12 protein-coding genes are annotated in these 14093 nt (G+C 72.2%); 9 read left to right on the top strand and 3 right to left on the bottom strand.

Annotated features, from left to right (window positions below):
- The first annotated feature begins 152 nt into the window (after positions 1–152).
- The 3 genes from IO20_RS0121360 (at position 153) to IO20_RS0121350 (ending at position 3227) form a co-directional block, all read left to right on the top strand.
- The gene (locus tag IO20_RS0121360; RefSeq protein WP_030548654.1) at positions 153–905 is read left to right on the top strand and encodes a GntR family transcriptional regulator; all 753 of its coding nucleotides are present in this window, start codon (positions 153–155) and stop codon (positions 903–905) included.
- Positions 906–1131: 226 nt separating this feature from the next.
- Positions 1132–2892 carry a purine-cytosine permease family protein gene (locus tag IO20_RS0121355; protein ID WP_051874368.1) on the top strand — a complete coding sequence of 587 codons (1761 nt, stop codon included), beginning with the start codon at positions 1132–1134 and terminating at the stop codon, positions 2890–2892.
- A 155-nt stretch (positions 2893–3047) separates the two neighbouring features.
- A complete protein-coding gene (locus IO20_RS0121350; RefSeq protein ID WP_030548652.1) occupies positions 3048–3227 on the top strand; it encodes an SPOR domain-containing protein in 180 nt (59 codons plus the stop codon).
- Here IO20_RS0121350 and IO20_RS0121345 read toward each other — a convergent pair.
- A complete protein-coding gene (locus IO20_RS0121345; protein ID WP_051874394.1) occupies positions 3191–4561 on the bottom strand; it encodes an MATE family efflux transporter in 1371 nt (456 codons plus the stop codon). The genes IO20_RS0121350 and IO20_RS0121345 overlap by 37 nt on opposite strands.
- 157 nt (positions 4562–4718) lie before the next feature.
- On the opposite strand from IO20_RS0121345, the gene IO20_RS0121340 reads away from it, so the two are divergent.
- From IO20_RS0121340 to IO20_RS0121325, 4 genes are all read left to right on the top strand, one after another.
- Complete coding sequence (locus IO20_RS0121340; RefSeq protein WP_030548648.1) at positions 4719–5243, top strand: PadR family transcriptional regulator; 525 nt, start codon at positions 4719–4721, stop codon at positions 5241–5243.
- A gap of 59 nt (positions 5244–5302) precedes the next feature.
- Positions 5303–5704, top strand: coding sequence for an NUDIX hydrolase (locus IO20_RS0121335; protein WP_030548646.1), 402 nt, complete (start codon positions 5303–5305; stop codon positions 5702–5704).
- 195 nt (positions 5705–5899) lie between these two features.
- Positions 5900–6322 (top strand): ATP-binding protein, encoded by a 423-nt coding sequence (locus tag IO20_RS0121330; RefSeq protein WP_030548644.1) that lies wholly within the window; start codon positions 5900–5902, stop codon positions 6320–6322.
- A 180-nt stretch (positions 6323–6502) separates the two neighbouring features.
- A complete protein-coding gene (locus IO20_RS0121325) occupies positions 6503–9037 on the top strand; it encodes a SpoIIE family protein phosphatase (RefSeq protein WP_211270404.1) in 2535 nt (844 codons plus the stop codon).
- A 44-nt stretch (positions 9038–9081) separates the two neighbouring features.
- Here the strand turns inward: IO20_RS0121325 and IO20_RS0121320 are convergent, their stop codons facing one another.
- A complete protein-coding gene (locus IO20_RS0121320; RefSeq protein WP_030548640.1) occupies positions 9082–9789 on the bottom strand; it encodes a PspA/IM30 family protein in 708 nt (235 codons plus the stop codon).
- A 62-nt stretch (positions 9790–9851) separates the two neighbouring features.
- On the bottom strand, positions 9852–11960 hold the full coding sequence (locus IO20_RS0121315; RefSeq protein ID WP_030548638.1) for a TPM domain-containing protein: 2109 nt from the start codon (positions 11958–11960) through the stop codon (positions 9852–9854).
- Between the two features lie 217 nt (positions 11961–12177).
- On the opposite strand from IO20_RS0121315, the gene IO20_RS0121310 reads away from it, so the two are divergent.
- Positions 12178–13197, top strand: a complete 1020-nt coding sequence (locus tag IO20_RS0121310; protein ID WP_423667541.1) for a glycoside hydrolase family 18 protein — start codon at positions 12178–12180, stop codon at positions 13195–13197.
- A gap of 70 nt (positions 13198–13267) precedes the next feature.
- A complete protein-coding gene (locus IO20_RS0121305; RefSeq protein WP_031127529.1) occupies positions 13268–14089 on the top strand; it encodes a transglutaminase-like domain-containing protein in 822 nt (273 codons plus the stop codon).
- Positions 14090–14093 lie beyond the last annotated feature (4 nt).

The raw sequence follows: 14093 nt of genomic DNA, 5'->3' as shown, positions 1-14093 counted from the left end.
AGGGTTCGAACGTCACCTACCGGGGGTGACCGTGGGTAGCAAGGTTTGCCGGTGATGCGTCATCACATCGAGTGAAACTTTGGCCCATGCTTGCGGATCGCGACCCTCGGTCGTCAGTCTGTAGCTGTAAGTCAACCTGAGGGGAGTGTCCAGTGACGTTCGGTGAGCAGCCCGCCTATCTGCGCGTGGCGAGCGATCTGCGGGAGAAGATCGCCAACGGCTCGCTTCCGCCGCATACCCGCCTCCCCTCGCAGGCGCGCATCCGCGAGGAGTACGGGGTGTCGGACACCGTCGCGCTGGAGGCCCGCAAGGTGCTCATGGCCGAGGGGCTCGTGGAGGGGCGCTCGGGTTCGGGCACCTATGTGCGGGAGCGCCCGGTGCCGCGCCGGATCGCCCGCTCCGGCTACCGCCCCGCGTCCGGCGCGAGCCCCTTCCGGCAGGAGCAGGCGGCTGACGGGGCCCGCGGCACCTGGGAGTCGGGCAGCGAGCAGGAGCCGGCGAGCGCCGAGGTCGCCGAGCGGCTCGGCATCGAGCCGGGGGAGCGGGTGATGCGCACGCGGTACGTCTACCGGGACGGGGGCGAGCCCATGATGGTCGCCACCTCCTGGGAGCCGCTCGCCGTCACCGGCCGGACGCCCGTGATGCTGCCCGAGGAGGGCCCGCTGGGCGGCTGCGGGGTCGTCGAGCGGATGGCCGCCATCGACGTGGTCGTGGACAACGTGGTGGAGGAGGTCGGGGCCCGGCCGGGACTGGCCGAGGAGCTCTTGGCGCTCGGCGGGGTGCCGGGGCATGTGGTGATGGTGGTGGAGCGGACGTACTACGCCTCGGGGCGGGCAGTGGAGACGGCGGACGTCGTCGTCCCCGCCGACCGCTACCGGCTCTCGTACCACCTGCCCGTGCGGTGAACCGCCGGTGCGGGGAGCCGTCGGCGGAGGTTCAGGTGACCGCCCCCGCCCGGTGACCACACCCCCGCCCGGTCAGCGAACGTCGTCGTCCGGGCGGTGTCATCGCGAGTTAACGGGGTGTCAACTCGCGTAACCGGCCGGCAATCGCCCGTCGTCGGCGACCGTCACGACCGGCCCCTAATTTCCTCGTCCGTACCCGCGATCCGGTCGGACGACAGGAACCCTCATGACGGACACCGTCACCACCCCCACCTCGGAGCCCGGCGCGGTGGCGCCGCCTCCCGGTCCCCGCCGCAGCTACGCCAAGCTGGCCGCCGACGAGAGCCGCGAGGACTACTCGCTGCGCTACGCCCCCCACTCCTTCCGGCGCTGGTCGCCCGCGACCGTGGCCGGAACAGCCCTCGGCGGCATCGCCTACCTCGCCGACTTCGCGATCGGCGCCTCGATCGTCTTCACCTACGGCTTCGGCAGCGGACTCGCCTCGATCCTCACGGCCGCCACGCTCATCTTCCTCACCGGGATACCCATCGCCCGGGCGTGCGCCACGTACGGCCTGGACATGGACCTGATCACCCGCGGCGCCGGCTTCGGCTACTTCGGCTCGACCCTCACCTCCCTCATCTACGCCTCCTTCACCTTCATCTTCTTCGCGCTCGAAGGCTCGATCATGGCCCAGGCCATGCACCAGGCGGTGGGCCTGCCGGTCGAGATCGGCTATCTGATCACCACCCTGATCGTCATCCCGATCGTCTTCCGCGGCATGGGCGCCCTGGCCAAGGTCCAGGCCTGGACCCAGCCGATCTGGATCGTCGGCATGGTGCTGCCCTTCGTCGTCCTGGCCTTCGAGGCCCCCGACGCCTGGGGCGCCTTCGCCTCCTTCGGCGGTACGGAGGGCGCCGGGGCGGGCTTCTCGTGGATCGGGTTCGGCCTCGGCACGGGCGTCGCGCTCTCCCTGATCGCCCAGATCGGCGAGCAGGCCGACTACCTGCGCTTCATGCCCGCGAAGACGGAGACGAACAAGCGCCGGTGGAACCTGGCCGTGCTCGCCGCCGGACCCGGATGGGTCGTGATCGGGGCCGCCAAGCAGCTCGGCGGCGCCTTCCTCGCCTTCGTCGCCCTGGAGGCCGTCGGCAAGACGCACGCCCTCGAACCGATCGCCCCTCAGATCGAGGCCCTCAAGCCCTGGCTCGGGACGTTCGCCCTGCCCGCCGCCGCGCTCTTCGTGATCGTCTCCCAGGTCAAGATCAACGTCACCAACGCCTACAGCGGCTCGCTGTCCTGGTCGAACTTCTTCTCCCGCGTCACCCACCGGCACCCCGGGCGCGTCTGGTACATCTTCCTCAACCTCGCCATCGCGCTGACGCTGATGGAGATGAACATGTTCGCGGCCCTGAACAAGCTGCTCGGCTTCTACTCCAACGTCGGCATCGCCTGGATCGCGGCGGTCGCCGCCGACCTGGTCATCAACAAGCGGGCCGGCTGGAGCCCCCCGTACATCGAGTTCAAGCGGGCCTATCTGTACGCCGTGAACCCGGCCGGCTTCGGCGCCATGGTCATCGCCTCGGTCGTCTCGATCCTCGCGTTCTTCGGCCTCTTCGGCACGTACGCCCAGGCCTTCTCCACCTTCATCGCGGCCGGTCTCGCCGTCGTCCTCTGCCCCCTGATCGCCTGGGCGACCAAGGGCCGTTACTACCTGGCCCGTCCCAACACGGTGAACGGCCCGGGGGCGGCGGCCGTCGACGAGCGGTCGACCCACCTCTGTGCCGAGTGCGAGACGGCCTACGAGCTGCCCGACATCGCCGACTGCCCGGTGCGGTCCGGCCCCGTCTGCTCCCTCTGCTGCTCGCTCGACGCGACGTGCGGGGACGTCTGCCGCAAGGGCCCCCAGAGCGCGGGCGCTCCCGTCCTCATGCCGGTGCCGACCGTGCCCACGGCGGCCACCGCGGCGGCTCCCGCCGGGACTCAGGGGACGGCTCCCGGGGTGTGACCTTCGGCCTCCCTCCGTCGGTTCCCGGCCGATCCGTATCTCTTTGTGCAATTGCGTATCCGCTGTGTGAAGGTCAGGCGTAAGCTCGGGCATATGCGGATTGCGGTTTCCCGGAGATCCTTGACGGTGCCCGGACCGGCGGAGGGAGAAGCCTGATGGCCGACAGTGGTCCCGTCCTCGTCTGGGTCGTCATTCGGCAGGACGACAACGGCAACCGCTACCGGGTGGGCCGGTACGCGACGAAGGACGAAGCGCAGAGGATCGCGGACAGTCTCGACGACCGCGGCCACAAGCAGCTCTACTCGGTCGAGTACATCGGCAGCCCCGCCCTCTGAGCCGCTCGGCCCCCGGCGCCAGGATGCGTCGGGGGTCTCGTGCGCCGGTACATCCTGGCGACGGCCGCGCACTGCAGCGCCATGGACGCCGCCATGGCCAGGCAGACGCCGGGCAGCCCCGAGCCCGACAGGCCGTACGCGAGGGCCAGTTGAAGCCCCACCCCGCACGTGGTGATCCGCGCGAGGGCGCCGCTGCCGCCGCTGCCTTCGAACACGCCGCCCAGCGTGATGAAGCAGGCGAGCATCACCAGGTACGGCCCCAGGCATCGCAGGTAGACCGTGCCCGCCTCGGCCACCGCGCCCTCGCCGCCGAACGCCCGCATGATCCACGGCCCGGCGGCGAGCAGCGTCAGCGCGGCCGTGAGCCCCAGTGCCCCGGCGAGGAGCAGTGCCTGCCGTCCGATCGCCCATCGCTCGTCGCGTCCGGAGCCGAGGAGATGGGCGGTGCGGATCGAGGCGGCCTGCCGTACCGCGTAGAAGCTCATGGTCGCGACGTACATCGCCTTGGTCGCGATCCCGTAGGCGGCGACTTCCGCGACGCCGATCCGGGCGACGACGGCCACCAGGGCGAGTGCGCCGGTCATCCGCACGACGAAATCGGCCGACATGGGGACCCCCGTTGCCGCGACCCTGCGGGCATCGGCACTCGACGACCCGCCCCCGTTCAGGGCCGCCCCGGCCGCCTGACGGAGGACGGCGTCGCGGCGCAGTGCCATGAGACCGCAGACGAGGGCGACCGTCCGGCCCAGCACCGTGGCGATCGCGGCCCCGCGGACCCCGAGGCCCAGCCCGAGGATGAACAGGGGATCCAGTACGAGGATCAGCCCGTTGGCGAGCAGGGCGAGCCTCATCGGGGTACGGGTGTCGCCCGCGCCTTTGAGGATGCCGTCGATGACGTTGGTCGCGAAGAACACCGCGATTCCCGGCAGCGCGATCGAGAGGTAGCCGGTGGCCAGGAGTGCCGAGCCGTCCTCGCCGCCACCGAGCACGAGTCGGGCGAGCGGCTCACGGCACAGGAACCCGCCCACGGCGACGACGGGTGTGACGATCGCCCACAGAGCCCAGCCGCCGCGCACGGCGGAGCGCATCGCCGCCGGATCCTCCGCGCCCCTGGCCCGCGCGACCAGGACGGTCGTGCCGGAGCCGGCGACGAGGATGACGCCGAGCAGCAGGTTCTCCAGGCTGGTGGCGGCGGCCACCGCGGCCACGGCCGCCCCGCCGAGCCTCGCCACCCAGACCATGTTGATGATCCCGGCCGTGACGCCCGCGAGCAGTTCGAAGTAGACCGGATACGCCAGCGACACCAGCGTGCGCCGGTGGTCTGTCGCCTCCACGCCCCCGGACTTCGCGCCCCCTGACTTCATGGGCCCTGGCTTCATGACGCGCGCCCCCTCTTTTCGCTGTACCTCGAATCGAGGTGCAGCGAAAAGAGGTAGCATGACTGCACGGGGCCGGCAAACATCCGGACAGGTGCGGGAAGGCGGTCGGCGCGTGCTGGAGCTGTCGATTCTGGGTTTCCTCCACGAGGAGCCCTTGCACGGCTACGAGCTGAAGGCCCGCATCCAGGGCCTCAGTGGCCACATCCGCCCAGTCAGTGACGGCGCGCTCTACCCGGCCATCACCCGACTGGTGAAGGCGGGTCTGATCGAGCAGCGCACCGAGCCGGGCAGCGGGGCGGCACCCCGGCGGATCCTGTCCCTCACCGACGCGGGCCGCGCCGACCTGCATGCCCGGCTCCGGCACCCCAAGGACGTCGAAATCACCGACGGCCAGCGCTTCTTCACGGTGCTCTCGTTCCTGCGGCACCTCCCCGACCGGGCGGAGCAGGCCGCGGTCCTCCGCCGCCGGCAGGCCTTCCTCGACACTCCGGCGAGCTTCTTCTACCGCGACGGCGAGCCGGTGCGGGCTGAGCAGGCACCGGACCTCTTCCGCCAGGGCATGCTGCGCATCGCCCGCGCCACCGGCACCGAGGAGAAGAAGTGGCTGGCCGAGGCGATCGGAAGCCTGGAGGGCTGACGGAGGTCGTCTCGCTAGGGTCCTGCCTGACGAGGGTTCCGGACGGCGAAGGCGGAGTGATGACGATTCTGATCGACACGGTGGCGTGGGTGCGGGTGGAGAACGGCAGGATCCTCTGCGCCAGGCCCCGGGGGAAGGACGTCTTCTACATCCCCGGCGGCAAGCGGGAGGGCGCGGAGACCGACCTGGAGACCCTGCTCCGTGAGATCAAGGAGGAGCTGACCGTGCTCCTCGACCCGGACAGCGCGGTGCACGTCGGTACGTACGAGGCCGAGGTGCCCGATCTGCCCGGCGGCGCCGTGGTGCGCATGAGCTGCTACACCGCCGACTATCACGGGACGTTGGCGGTGAGCGCCGAGATCGAGGAGATGGCCTGGTTCTCGTACGCGGACCGCCCCTCGGTCCCACCGGTCGACCAGCTGCTCTTCGACGACCTCAAGGCCGCCGGCCAACTGGCGTGAGCGTGCGTCGGGCCGGGGTCTCCTCTCGGCTCACCGGAGCGCGCGGCGGCGTCTCTCTACGCCGTTCGTGCCACCGTGCGCCCGCTGCTGCGCCCAGCGCGATATCACGCCCCATTTATCGGGTATGTCCTGATTGACTCGTTGAAAGAGGACGTGTGCCTTCCTGCTGACGTACGGCTGGGGAAGTGATCGGGTGTGATCGACACCGACGGCTACCGCGCCGAGTGGAACTTCCCGGCGGAGGCGAACGCCGTGCGCACGGCCCGCCATGCCGTGCGCGAGACCCTGCGGGCCTGGGAACTCGACGCGGCCCTCGGCGATGTGACCGTCCTGCTGGTCAGCGAGCTGGTGACCAACTCCCTGCGGTACGCCTCCGGCCCGATCGGCGTCCGGCTGGTCCGCCCGCGCCTGGACGACGCCGACCCGGCACACCCGCCCGCCCTGCTCGTGGAGGTTTCCGATCCGCTTCCGGATCCGCCGACCGAACGCGCCCCCGGACCCGACGACGAAGGCGGCCGAGGCCTCGGTCTCGTGGCCTGTTCCGCGCGACGCTGGGGGACCCGCAAGGGAAGGACCGGCAAAACCGTATGGTTCGAGCTGGCTCTGCCTGGTGAGTAAACAGGGAGGGACAACGATCACGGACACTCGGCACGAGGCGAACGAGACCACCCTGTGATCGTGAACGTCGTGCCGTCGGGGCCCGCTGTATTGAATACTTCGGGCATGGCCGGTCCGGTGCGGTGAGCTGGAGGGGACGGTCGCGTGAGCGAGATACCTGAGACGGCGAGTGGCGGCGTCATGTGGCAGAGCAGCCCGCCCGGCTCCATCTATGACTACATCCGGGTGGCCTCCTTCTCGATCGGGCCCGACGGCCTCGTCGAGCAGTGGAGCCGACGGGCCGTGGACCTCTTCGGGGTCACCGCCGAGGAGGCCAGGGGCAAGGACCCCGTGGAGGCCTTCATGCCCGCCGACCTGCGCGAGCGCGGCCACCGGCGGGTCAGGGAGATCCTCGACGGCAAGGAGTGGACAGGCCTCGTCCCCTTCCGGATGCCCGGCGACGACCGGCCCCACGGCATCGCCGAGATGTACGTCATGCCCAGCGAGACCCAGTCCGGGGAACGGGCCGCGCTCTGCATAGTCGTCGACGTCCGCGCCCTCCGCCGTATCGAGACCGACCTCGCCGCCTCCCAGGCGATATTCGGCCAATCCCCCTTCGGCTTTCTCCTCTTCGGCACCGACCTCACCGTGAAGCGGGCCAACCGCCGCTTCGCCACCGTCTTCGGCGGCTCCGCCGAGGACCACCGCGGCCGGACCGTCCACGACTACCTCAACCGGTCCGAGGCCGACCGGATGACCGCCGCCCTCCGCAGCGTCCTGGAGACGGGCGAGGCCGTCACCGACTTCGAGATCGTCGGCGCCGCCCCCGGAGCCAGGGACCGCCGCCACTGGTCCATCAACCTCTACCGGGTGCACAGCGGATCCGGCCGCCCCATCGGCGTGGCCGGGCTCGGCATCGACGTCACCCGCCGCCACAACGCGGCCAGGGAAGCGGCCAGCGCCCGCCGCAACCTGGCCCTCCTCAACGAGGCCGGCGCCCGCATCGGCAACTCCCTCGACCTGGAGGCCACCGCCCGCGAACTGCTCGACGTCGCCGTCCCCGGCTTCTGTGACCTGGCCTCCGTCGACCTCTACCAGGGCCTGCTGACCGGCGACGAGGCACCGCCAGGCCGGTGGGGAAGCTCCCACGACGTCGGCTACGGGGCCGGCAGCGCCGAACTCCGCAGGGTCGCCGTCGCCAGCGCCGTCTCCGACACCCCCCTCAGAACCGACGGACGGCACGACCAGGACCGCGGCTGTTGCGGACCCGAACCCATCGAGGTCGGCGCCGTCCACCGCTACCCCTTCAACTCGCCGTGCGCGGGCGCCCTGCGCACCAGCCGCCTCCGGACCGTGCCGGGCGCCGACGGCGACATCGTCCAGTCCACCCTGGTCGTCCCGATGGTCGCCCACGACATCGTCGTCGGCCTCGTCCAGTTCTCCCGCACCAAGGGCAGCGAACCCTTCGGGGAGCGCGACCGGGCCCTCGCCGTCGAACTCGCCGCCCGCGCCGCCGTCTGCATCGACAACGCGCGCCTCTACCGCCGCGAGCACGAGCGCGCCCTGATCCTCCAGCGCAGCCTGCTCCCGCCCGGCGACCCCGAGGCGGCCGGGCTCGACATCGCCTGCCGCTACCTCCCCGGTACCACCGCCACCGAGGTCGGCGGGGACTGGTTCGACGTCATCGAACTCCCCGGCCACCGCACCGCCCTCGTCATCGGGGACGTCATGGGCCGGGGCCTGCGCGCCGCCGTCGCCATGGGCGAACTCCGCACCGCCGTCCGCACCCTCGCCCAGCTCGACCTGGAACCGGCCGAGGTCCTCTCCCACCTCGACGAGATCGCCCGCGGCCTCGGCGCGCCCATCGGCGCCCAGCAGTCCCGCACCCACAAGTCCCGCGGCCCCGAACTCTCCGAGGTCTACCTCGCCACCTGCGTCTACGCCGTCTACGACCCGGTCACCCGCCGCTGCACCTTCGCCAACGCCGGGCACCTCCCGCCGGTGCTCGTCGAACCCGGCGAGGCGGCCAGGCTGCTCGACGTACCCCCCGGGATGCCGCTCGGCGTCGGCGGCGAGCCCTTCGAGGAGGTCGAGGTCGAACTGCCGGAAGGCGCCCTCCTCGCCCTCTACACCGACGGGCTCGTCGAATCCCGCGACCACCCCCTCGACGAGGGCCTGAGCGCCTTCCGGCGCGCCCTCACCGACCCCGCCCGCCCCCTGGAGGACGTCTGCGACCGGGTCCTCAACACCTTGGAGACCGGACACGGCGAGGACGACATCGCCCTCCTCATGGCCAGGATCCAGGGCCTGCCCACCGAGGCGGTCGGCGACTGGCGGCTCCCCAGGGAACCCCGGTCGGTCGGCAGGGCGCGGGAACTCGCCCGCACCCAGCTCAAGGCCTGGGACCTCGAACCCCTCGTCGACACCGTCGAACTCCTCGTCAGCGAGCTCGTCACCAACGCGCTGCGCTACGGCGAGGGAGAGATCCGGCTGCGGCTGCTCCGCGACCGCACCCTCGTCTGCGAGGTCTGGGACGCCGGTCTGGTCCAGCCGCGGCGCCGCCGCGCCAAGGACACCGACGAGGGCGGGCGCGGCCTCCAGCTGGTGGGACTGCTCAGCTCCTCCTGGGGCTCGCGGCGCACCCCGCGCGGCAAGACCGTCTGGTTCGAACTGGCCCTGCCGGACGGCGAAGGCGCGGGGGAACCCACCGTGGAACAACTCCTCAGCATGTTCTGACCGCCGCCGCACCCGGCCGGCCGCACGGCGCAGCCACGTACCGATCAGCCCTTGAGCGCGGCCAGCCGGGCCTCGATCTCGGCGCTGTCGCCCAGCGCGTCCAGCTGCTCGAACTGGGCGTCCAGCGAAGAGGCGGCGAGCTCCTGCTTGCCCATCGCCCGCGCCTCCTCCCGGCGCACCTTGTCCTCGAAGCGGCTCAGCTCGCTGGTCGGGTCGAGGAGGTCGATGCTCTTCACCGCGTCCATCATCGTGTTCTGAGCCTGGGCCGACCGGGCGCGGGCCACCAGCTCGTCGCGCTTCGCCTGCAACTCGCCGAGCTTGGCCTTCATCTGGTCCAGGCCCGTCCTGAGCTTCGACACCACCTCGGTCTGCGCGGCGATCGTCGGCTCCGCCGTCCTCGCCTCCTTCTCCGACTGGAGCTGGCGGCCCAGCGCCACCTTCGCCAGGTTGTCGAAGCGGTCCGCCTCCGCCGTCCGCCCGCCGCCCCGCAGCTCGTCGGCCTTCCGGCTGGCGGCGAGCGCCTTGCCGCCCCACTCCTTCGCCGCCGTCACGTCCTCCTGATGGTCCTGCTCCATCAGCCGGAGATTGCCGATGGTCGAGGCCACCGCCTCCTCCGCCTCCGCGATGTTGTTCGAGTAGTCGCGGATCAGCTGGTCCAGCATCTTCTGCGGATCCTCCGCCTGGTCCAGCAGCGCGTTGATGTTGGCCTTCGCCAGCTGGGTCACGCGGCCGAGAACGGTCTGCTTGGTCATCGCTCTTCTCCTTGGGTTCCTCGAGAGGGAAAGACGAGGGCAGGACACGGCTCGCGCCGCCCTCAGAAACGGCCGCCGCCGCCCAGCCGGCCGCGCGTGCCGCTGCCGCCGAAGCTGCCGGGCCCGCCGCCGAAGCCTCCGCCCCCGAACCCCCCGCCCGAACCCCCACCGAACCCCCCACGTCCGCCTCCCCTTCCCCCGCCGAACAGTCCGCCGAGGATGATGCCGCCGAGCACGGCCCCGCCGAGCCCGCCGCCACCGCTTCCTCCTACTCCTGATACACCGCCCAGGCCGTTCGGGTTCCCATAGGTCCGGACGTCCTGCTCGGCCAGGTCCTGGGCGCGCCGCGCGAGCACGTCCGCCTGCTGGGCCTCCGCGAGGGCGGCCTGCGGGTCGCCGGCGTCACCGAGGCCACGCGCCTTCTCCCAGCGGCGCTGCGCCTCGGCAAGGCGCGTACGGGCCTCGCTGCCCACGGCGCCCCGATGGGTGGTGATGTAGTCCGAGGCCGCCCCGATCGCCGAGCGGGCCGTCAGCATCACCTGATCGAGGAGCGCGCGGGCGCGCCGGCTGCCCGATTCGCGCTCCCGCGCGCCCTCCAGGGCCTCGTCGAGCGCCGCGTCGGCCTCCTCGACCCGGCGCAGGGCGTCGAGCGGGTCGTACCGCCCGGTGTCCACGACGCGCCGCACCTCCGCGACCACCGACTCGGCGCGGGCGATCCGGCCCTGGAGATCGGCCGTGGACACCCCTTCGGCCGTCCCCTTCAACAGGCCCCGGGCGTCCGCGAGGTCCGCGTCCGTCTCCGTCAGGGCGCCCGGCAGCCTGCCCACCGCCTCGGCCAGCTCCTGCGCCCGCCGGTCCACGGCCTCGATCAGCCGGGCCGCCTGGTCCACGGCGCCCTCGGCCGCCCGGATGTGCACGGCGGCCCCGCCGTTGTCACCGGCGTCGATCTGCTGACGGGCCTGGTTGACATGGGTCGTCGCGAACACGAGCCGGTCCTTGGCCTGTTCGGCGGCGCTCGCGACGGGCGCGGCGGCCGTCTCCGCGTACCGCTCCCGCATCGCCGTGAGCGCCGCCTCGGCCGTGCCCGTCCGCCCGGTCTGCTCACGGAAGGCGGCCTCGACCGCGTCCAGCGCCTCGGGCGCGCTCCGCTCCAGGGCCCGGAGCCGGTCGAAGTCCTCGCTCTCCGCGTCGAGGCGGGCGTTCGCCTCCCCGCAGCGCCGCAGGATCTCCTCCAGCATGGACCGGCGGGTCGAGTCGTCCTCGGGAAAGGCGTCGTCGAGCTTCTGCCGCAGCCGGAACGAGGCCGTCAGCTGCTCCCCGGCGAAGGTGACCGCCTCGGTGAAGGGACGTACCGCCTCCTCGCCGAACTGGGCGGAGGCGAAACCCAGTTCCTCCTGACTGGTGCGGACGGCGTCGTCGGTGGCGACCAGCGTCCTGCGGGCCTCGCCGTCGAGCTCGTCGAGGGACGGCGGCGCGGGCTCCTTCGGGGCGCCCCAGCCCTGACCGCCCTGTGGCGTGGTGCGGGTCTCCGTCCGCCGGCGCCGCTTGACGTACGCGTACGCCCCCACGGCCCCTGCGCCGCCGACGAGGACCAGCGGCAGGAGCAGGTCGGCCCCCGAGGTCCCCTCGTCGGCCGCGCCGCCCGGGTCGGTCGGCCCCGGTGTGATGGTCGGAGCGGGGACGGGCTGTCCCGCGAGGACGGCCGCGTACCCGTCGGCGGCACCGATGGCGGCCCCCGCCCAGTCGTTCTGCCGCAGCGCCGGTTCGATCGCGGTCCGCGACACCTCGTCGAGCTGGCCCTGCGTGAAGCGCGAGCCGGGGTCGGCGGAGTAGCCGTACTGGCGGTCGTGGGTGGCGACGGCGAGCAGGACGTCGTCCGTCCCGAGGCCGTTGCGCTCCGCCGTGGCGTCGGCCCAGGTCTGCCCCGAGCGGCCGGAGAAGTCCCGTACGTAGACGACGAAGAGCTGGACGCGCCGGTCGTCGTAGAGCCGGTCGAGGGCCTGGACCACGGAGGGGCGCCGGTCGCCGAGGGCGCCCACGCGGTCGGTGATCTGGCCGTCCCGGGACAGGACGAGGGGGTCGTCGGCGTGGGCACCGTGAACGGCGGGCACGAGGAGCCACCACGCCGCCACCAGTACCGCGAGAAGGGCTCGGGTGGCTTTTCGTGTCACAAAGGGGAGGTTATGTCCGCGTATGTCACCCCGCGACCGGACGACTGGAGGGCTGGACCGGCAAACGTCCGGGCGGCCGGCCGGACGGACATCCGGACGAGCGGAGGCCGGCCGTCCGTACGGAAACCATTCTGCACAGCCCGGCGTCACTGTCAGTAGCCGCCGCTACGGTGTGAGGCGGTGGTACCAGTGACACGACGGCTCTTGGGGGACTCGGGTGAGTGGACGGCTGAGGAGTATGTGGCGAAGGGGGCGCTGGTTCGTGCTCGGGCTCGTCCTCGTCCTCGTGGTGCCCCCGCTGTTCGGCGCGCTCGCCCTGCGCGTCAGTTACGCGGGCGACCTCAGGGAGGACGCCCGGACGCGGGGCAAGGACGCCATCTGGCTCGGACACGCGTGGGTCGACGGGCGGCGCAAGGACGCCGACCTCGCCGCGTTCGCCGAGCGGATCAAGGGCACGGGCATACGCGACCTGTACGTCCACGCCGGACCCCTGGAGCACGACGGCACCCTGCCCGCCGCCCGGTACCCCCGTGCGAAGTGGCTCATCGACGCGGTGCACCGCACGATGCCCGGGATACGCGTGCAGGCGTGGCTCGGCGACATTCTGGCCACCGAGGGGCCCGACGGACTCCACCTGGAGAAGGCCGGGTCCCGGGCCGCCGTGGTCACCTCGGCCCGGCAGATCCTGGACGCCGGCTTCGACGGGGTCCACTTCGACCTGGAGCCGCTGCTGTCCGACGACGCCCACTACCTCTCCCTCCTCGACGACCTCGGGAAGCTGACCCGGTCGCGGACGGCGCTGCTCTCGGTCGCCGCCCACCAGATCGACCCGCTGCCCGGCCTCCACTCGGTGAACGGCGCGGTCAGCGGCAGCGAGAAGTGGTGGTCGCAGGAGTTCTTCGGCCAGGTGGCCCGGCGCGTCGACCAGATCGCCGTCATGTCGTACGACACCTGGATGCCGCTGGAGAGCCTCTACGGCGGATACGTCGCCCAGCAGACCAGCCTCGCCCTCGAAGTCACCCCCGAGTCGACCGACCTGCTGATGGGCCTCCCCTTCTTCCACGAGGACGACCTCGGTCACCACGACAACGCGGAGACCGTCGACGCGGCCGTCAGGGGCACCAGACTCGGCCTCGGGCGCACCGACCCCGGCCGTCAGCGCTTCGGCGTCGCGCTCTACGTCGACTTCGCCGCGAAGGAGGGCGACTGGGCGGCCTACCGTGCGGGCTGGCACTGACGCCGCCGAGCCGGTGGTGCAGGATGGGGCGCATGGCCCGGGGAGGCCGTGGCCGAGGGGGGAGCACGTCATGACCAGCCGTCTGCTGATGCCGGTCCGCGCCGATCGAACCCGCGGGGGAGCGGTCCCGGAGGCTCCCGCGGCCGCCGAGGTCGCCGGGTCCACCCGGCCCACCGCGATCCTGGACCTCGGTGACCCCCTGGTCCGCGCCCTCACGGCGCGGGTGCGGAGCGAGTCCGAGGCGCGGGGAGCGGTCACGGACCGCGCCCGGCTCCAGGTGGCCCACGGGATCATCGCCGCGACGGTACGGCCGGTGTACTCCGTGGAGGACCTGCGCCGGGTGTCGCGGACGCTACGGCTCGGCCGTGGCTCCTGCAGCCAGCGGATGGCGGCCCTGGAGGCGGTCGCCCGGTCGCTCGGCGTGCCGACCAGGGTGCGGGGCCTGCTCGTCGACGGTCACTTCTGGTACCCGCGCTTCCCGAAGCTGCGCCGGTTCGTGCCCGAGGAGGTAGTCCTGGCCTGGCCCGAGTTCCGGCTCGACGGCACCTGGGTGCCCATCGCCGAGCTGTTCACCGGTCAGGCCCCGCCCGAGCAGGGCGGCGGCTCCGGCGGAGGTTTCACCAACTCCGGCCCCGAGACGCTCTTCGAGGCCGTCGCCCGGACCGGCGTCGACTGGGACGCCCCGGCCGCCTGCGCCGGCACCGCGCCCTGCGACCTGTCCGCCCACCTCCGCACGGACCTCGGCCGCTTCACCTCGCGCGACGAGCTGTTCGCCCGGCACGGCCAGACCCTGTGCCTCCCCGCCCGCACTCTGGCCCTCCTCCGCCTTGCGAGGCGTTCCCTGGGCCCTGCGGGCCTGGGGAGACCCCATGCACCAGACCCCGCTCCCTGATCCG

This window comes from Streptomyces exfoliatus, from assembly GCF_000725545.1.
In the GTDB taxonomy this organism is placed as follows: Bacteria; Actinomycetota; Actinomycetes; order Streptomycetales; family Streptomycetaceae; genus Streptomyces; species Streptomyces exfoliatus.
Note: the sequence above shows the minus strand (reverse complement) of the source record. Positions and strands in the feature narration are given on the sequence as shown.

Excerpts from the sequence above, each read along its gene's own strand:
- IO20_RS0121355 (WP_051874368.1), top strand. The coding sequence starts at position 1,132 with ATGACGGACACCGTCACCACCCCCACCTCGGAGCCCGGCGCGGTGGCG.
- IO20_RS0121350 (WP_030548652.1), top strand. The coding sequence starts at position 3,048 with ATGGCCGACAGTGGTCCCGTCCTCGTCTGGGTCGTCATTCGGCAGGAC.
- IO20_RS0121335 (WP_030548646.1), top strand. The coding sequence starts at position 5,303 with ATGACGATTCTGATCGACACGGTGGCGTGGGTGCGGGTGGAGAACGGC.
- IO20_RS0121325 (WP_211270404.1), top strand. The coding sequence starts at position 6,503 with ATGTGGCAGAGCAGCCCGCCCGGCTCCATCTATGACTACATCCGGGTG.
- IO20_RS0121320 (WP_030548640.1), bottom strand. The coding sequence starts at position 9,789 with ATGACCAAGCAGACCGTTCTCGGCCGCGTGACCCAGCTGGCGAAGGCC.
- IO20_RS0121305 (WP_031127529.1), top strand. The coding sequence starts at position 13,268 with ATGACCAGCCGTCTGCTGATGCCGGTCCGCGCCGATCGAACCCGCGGG.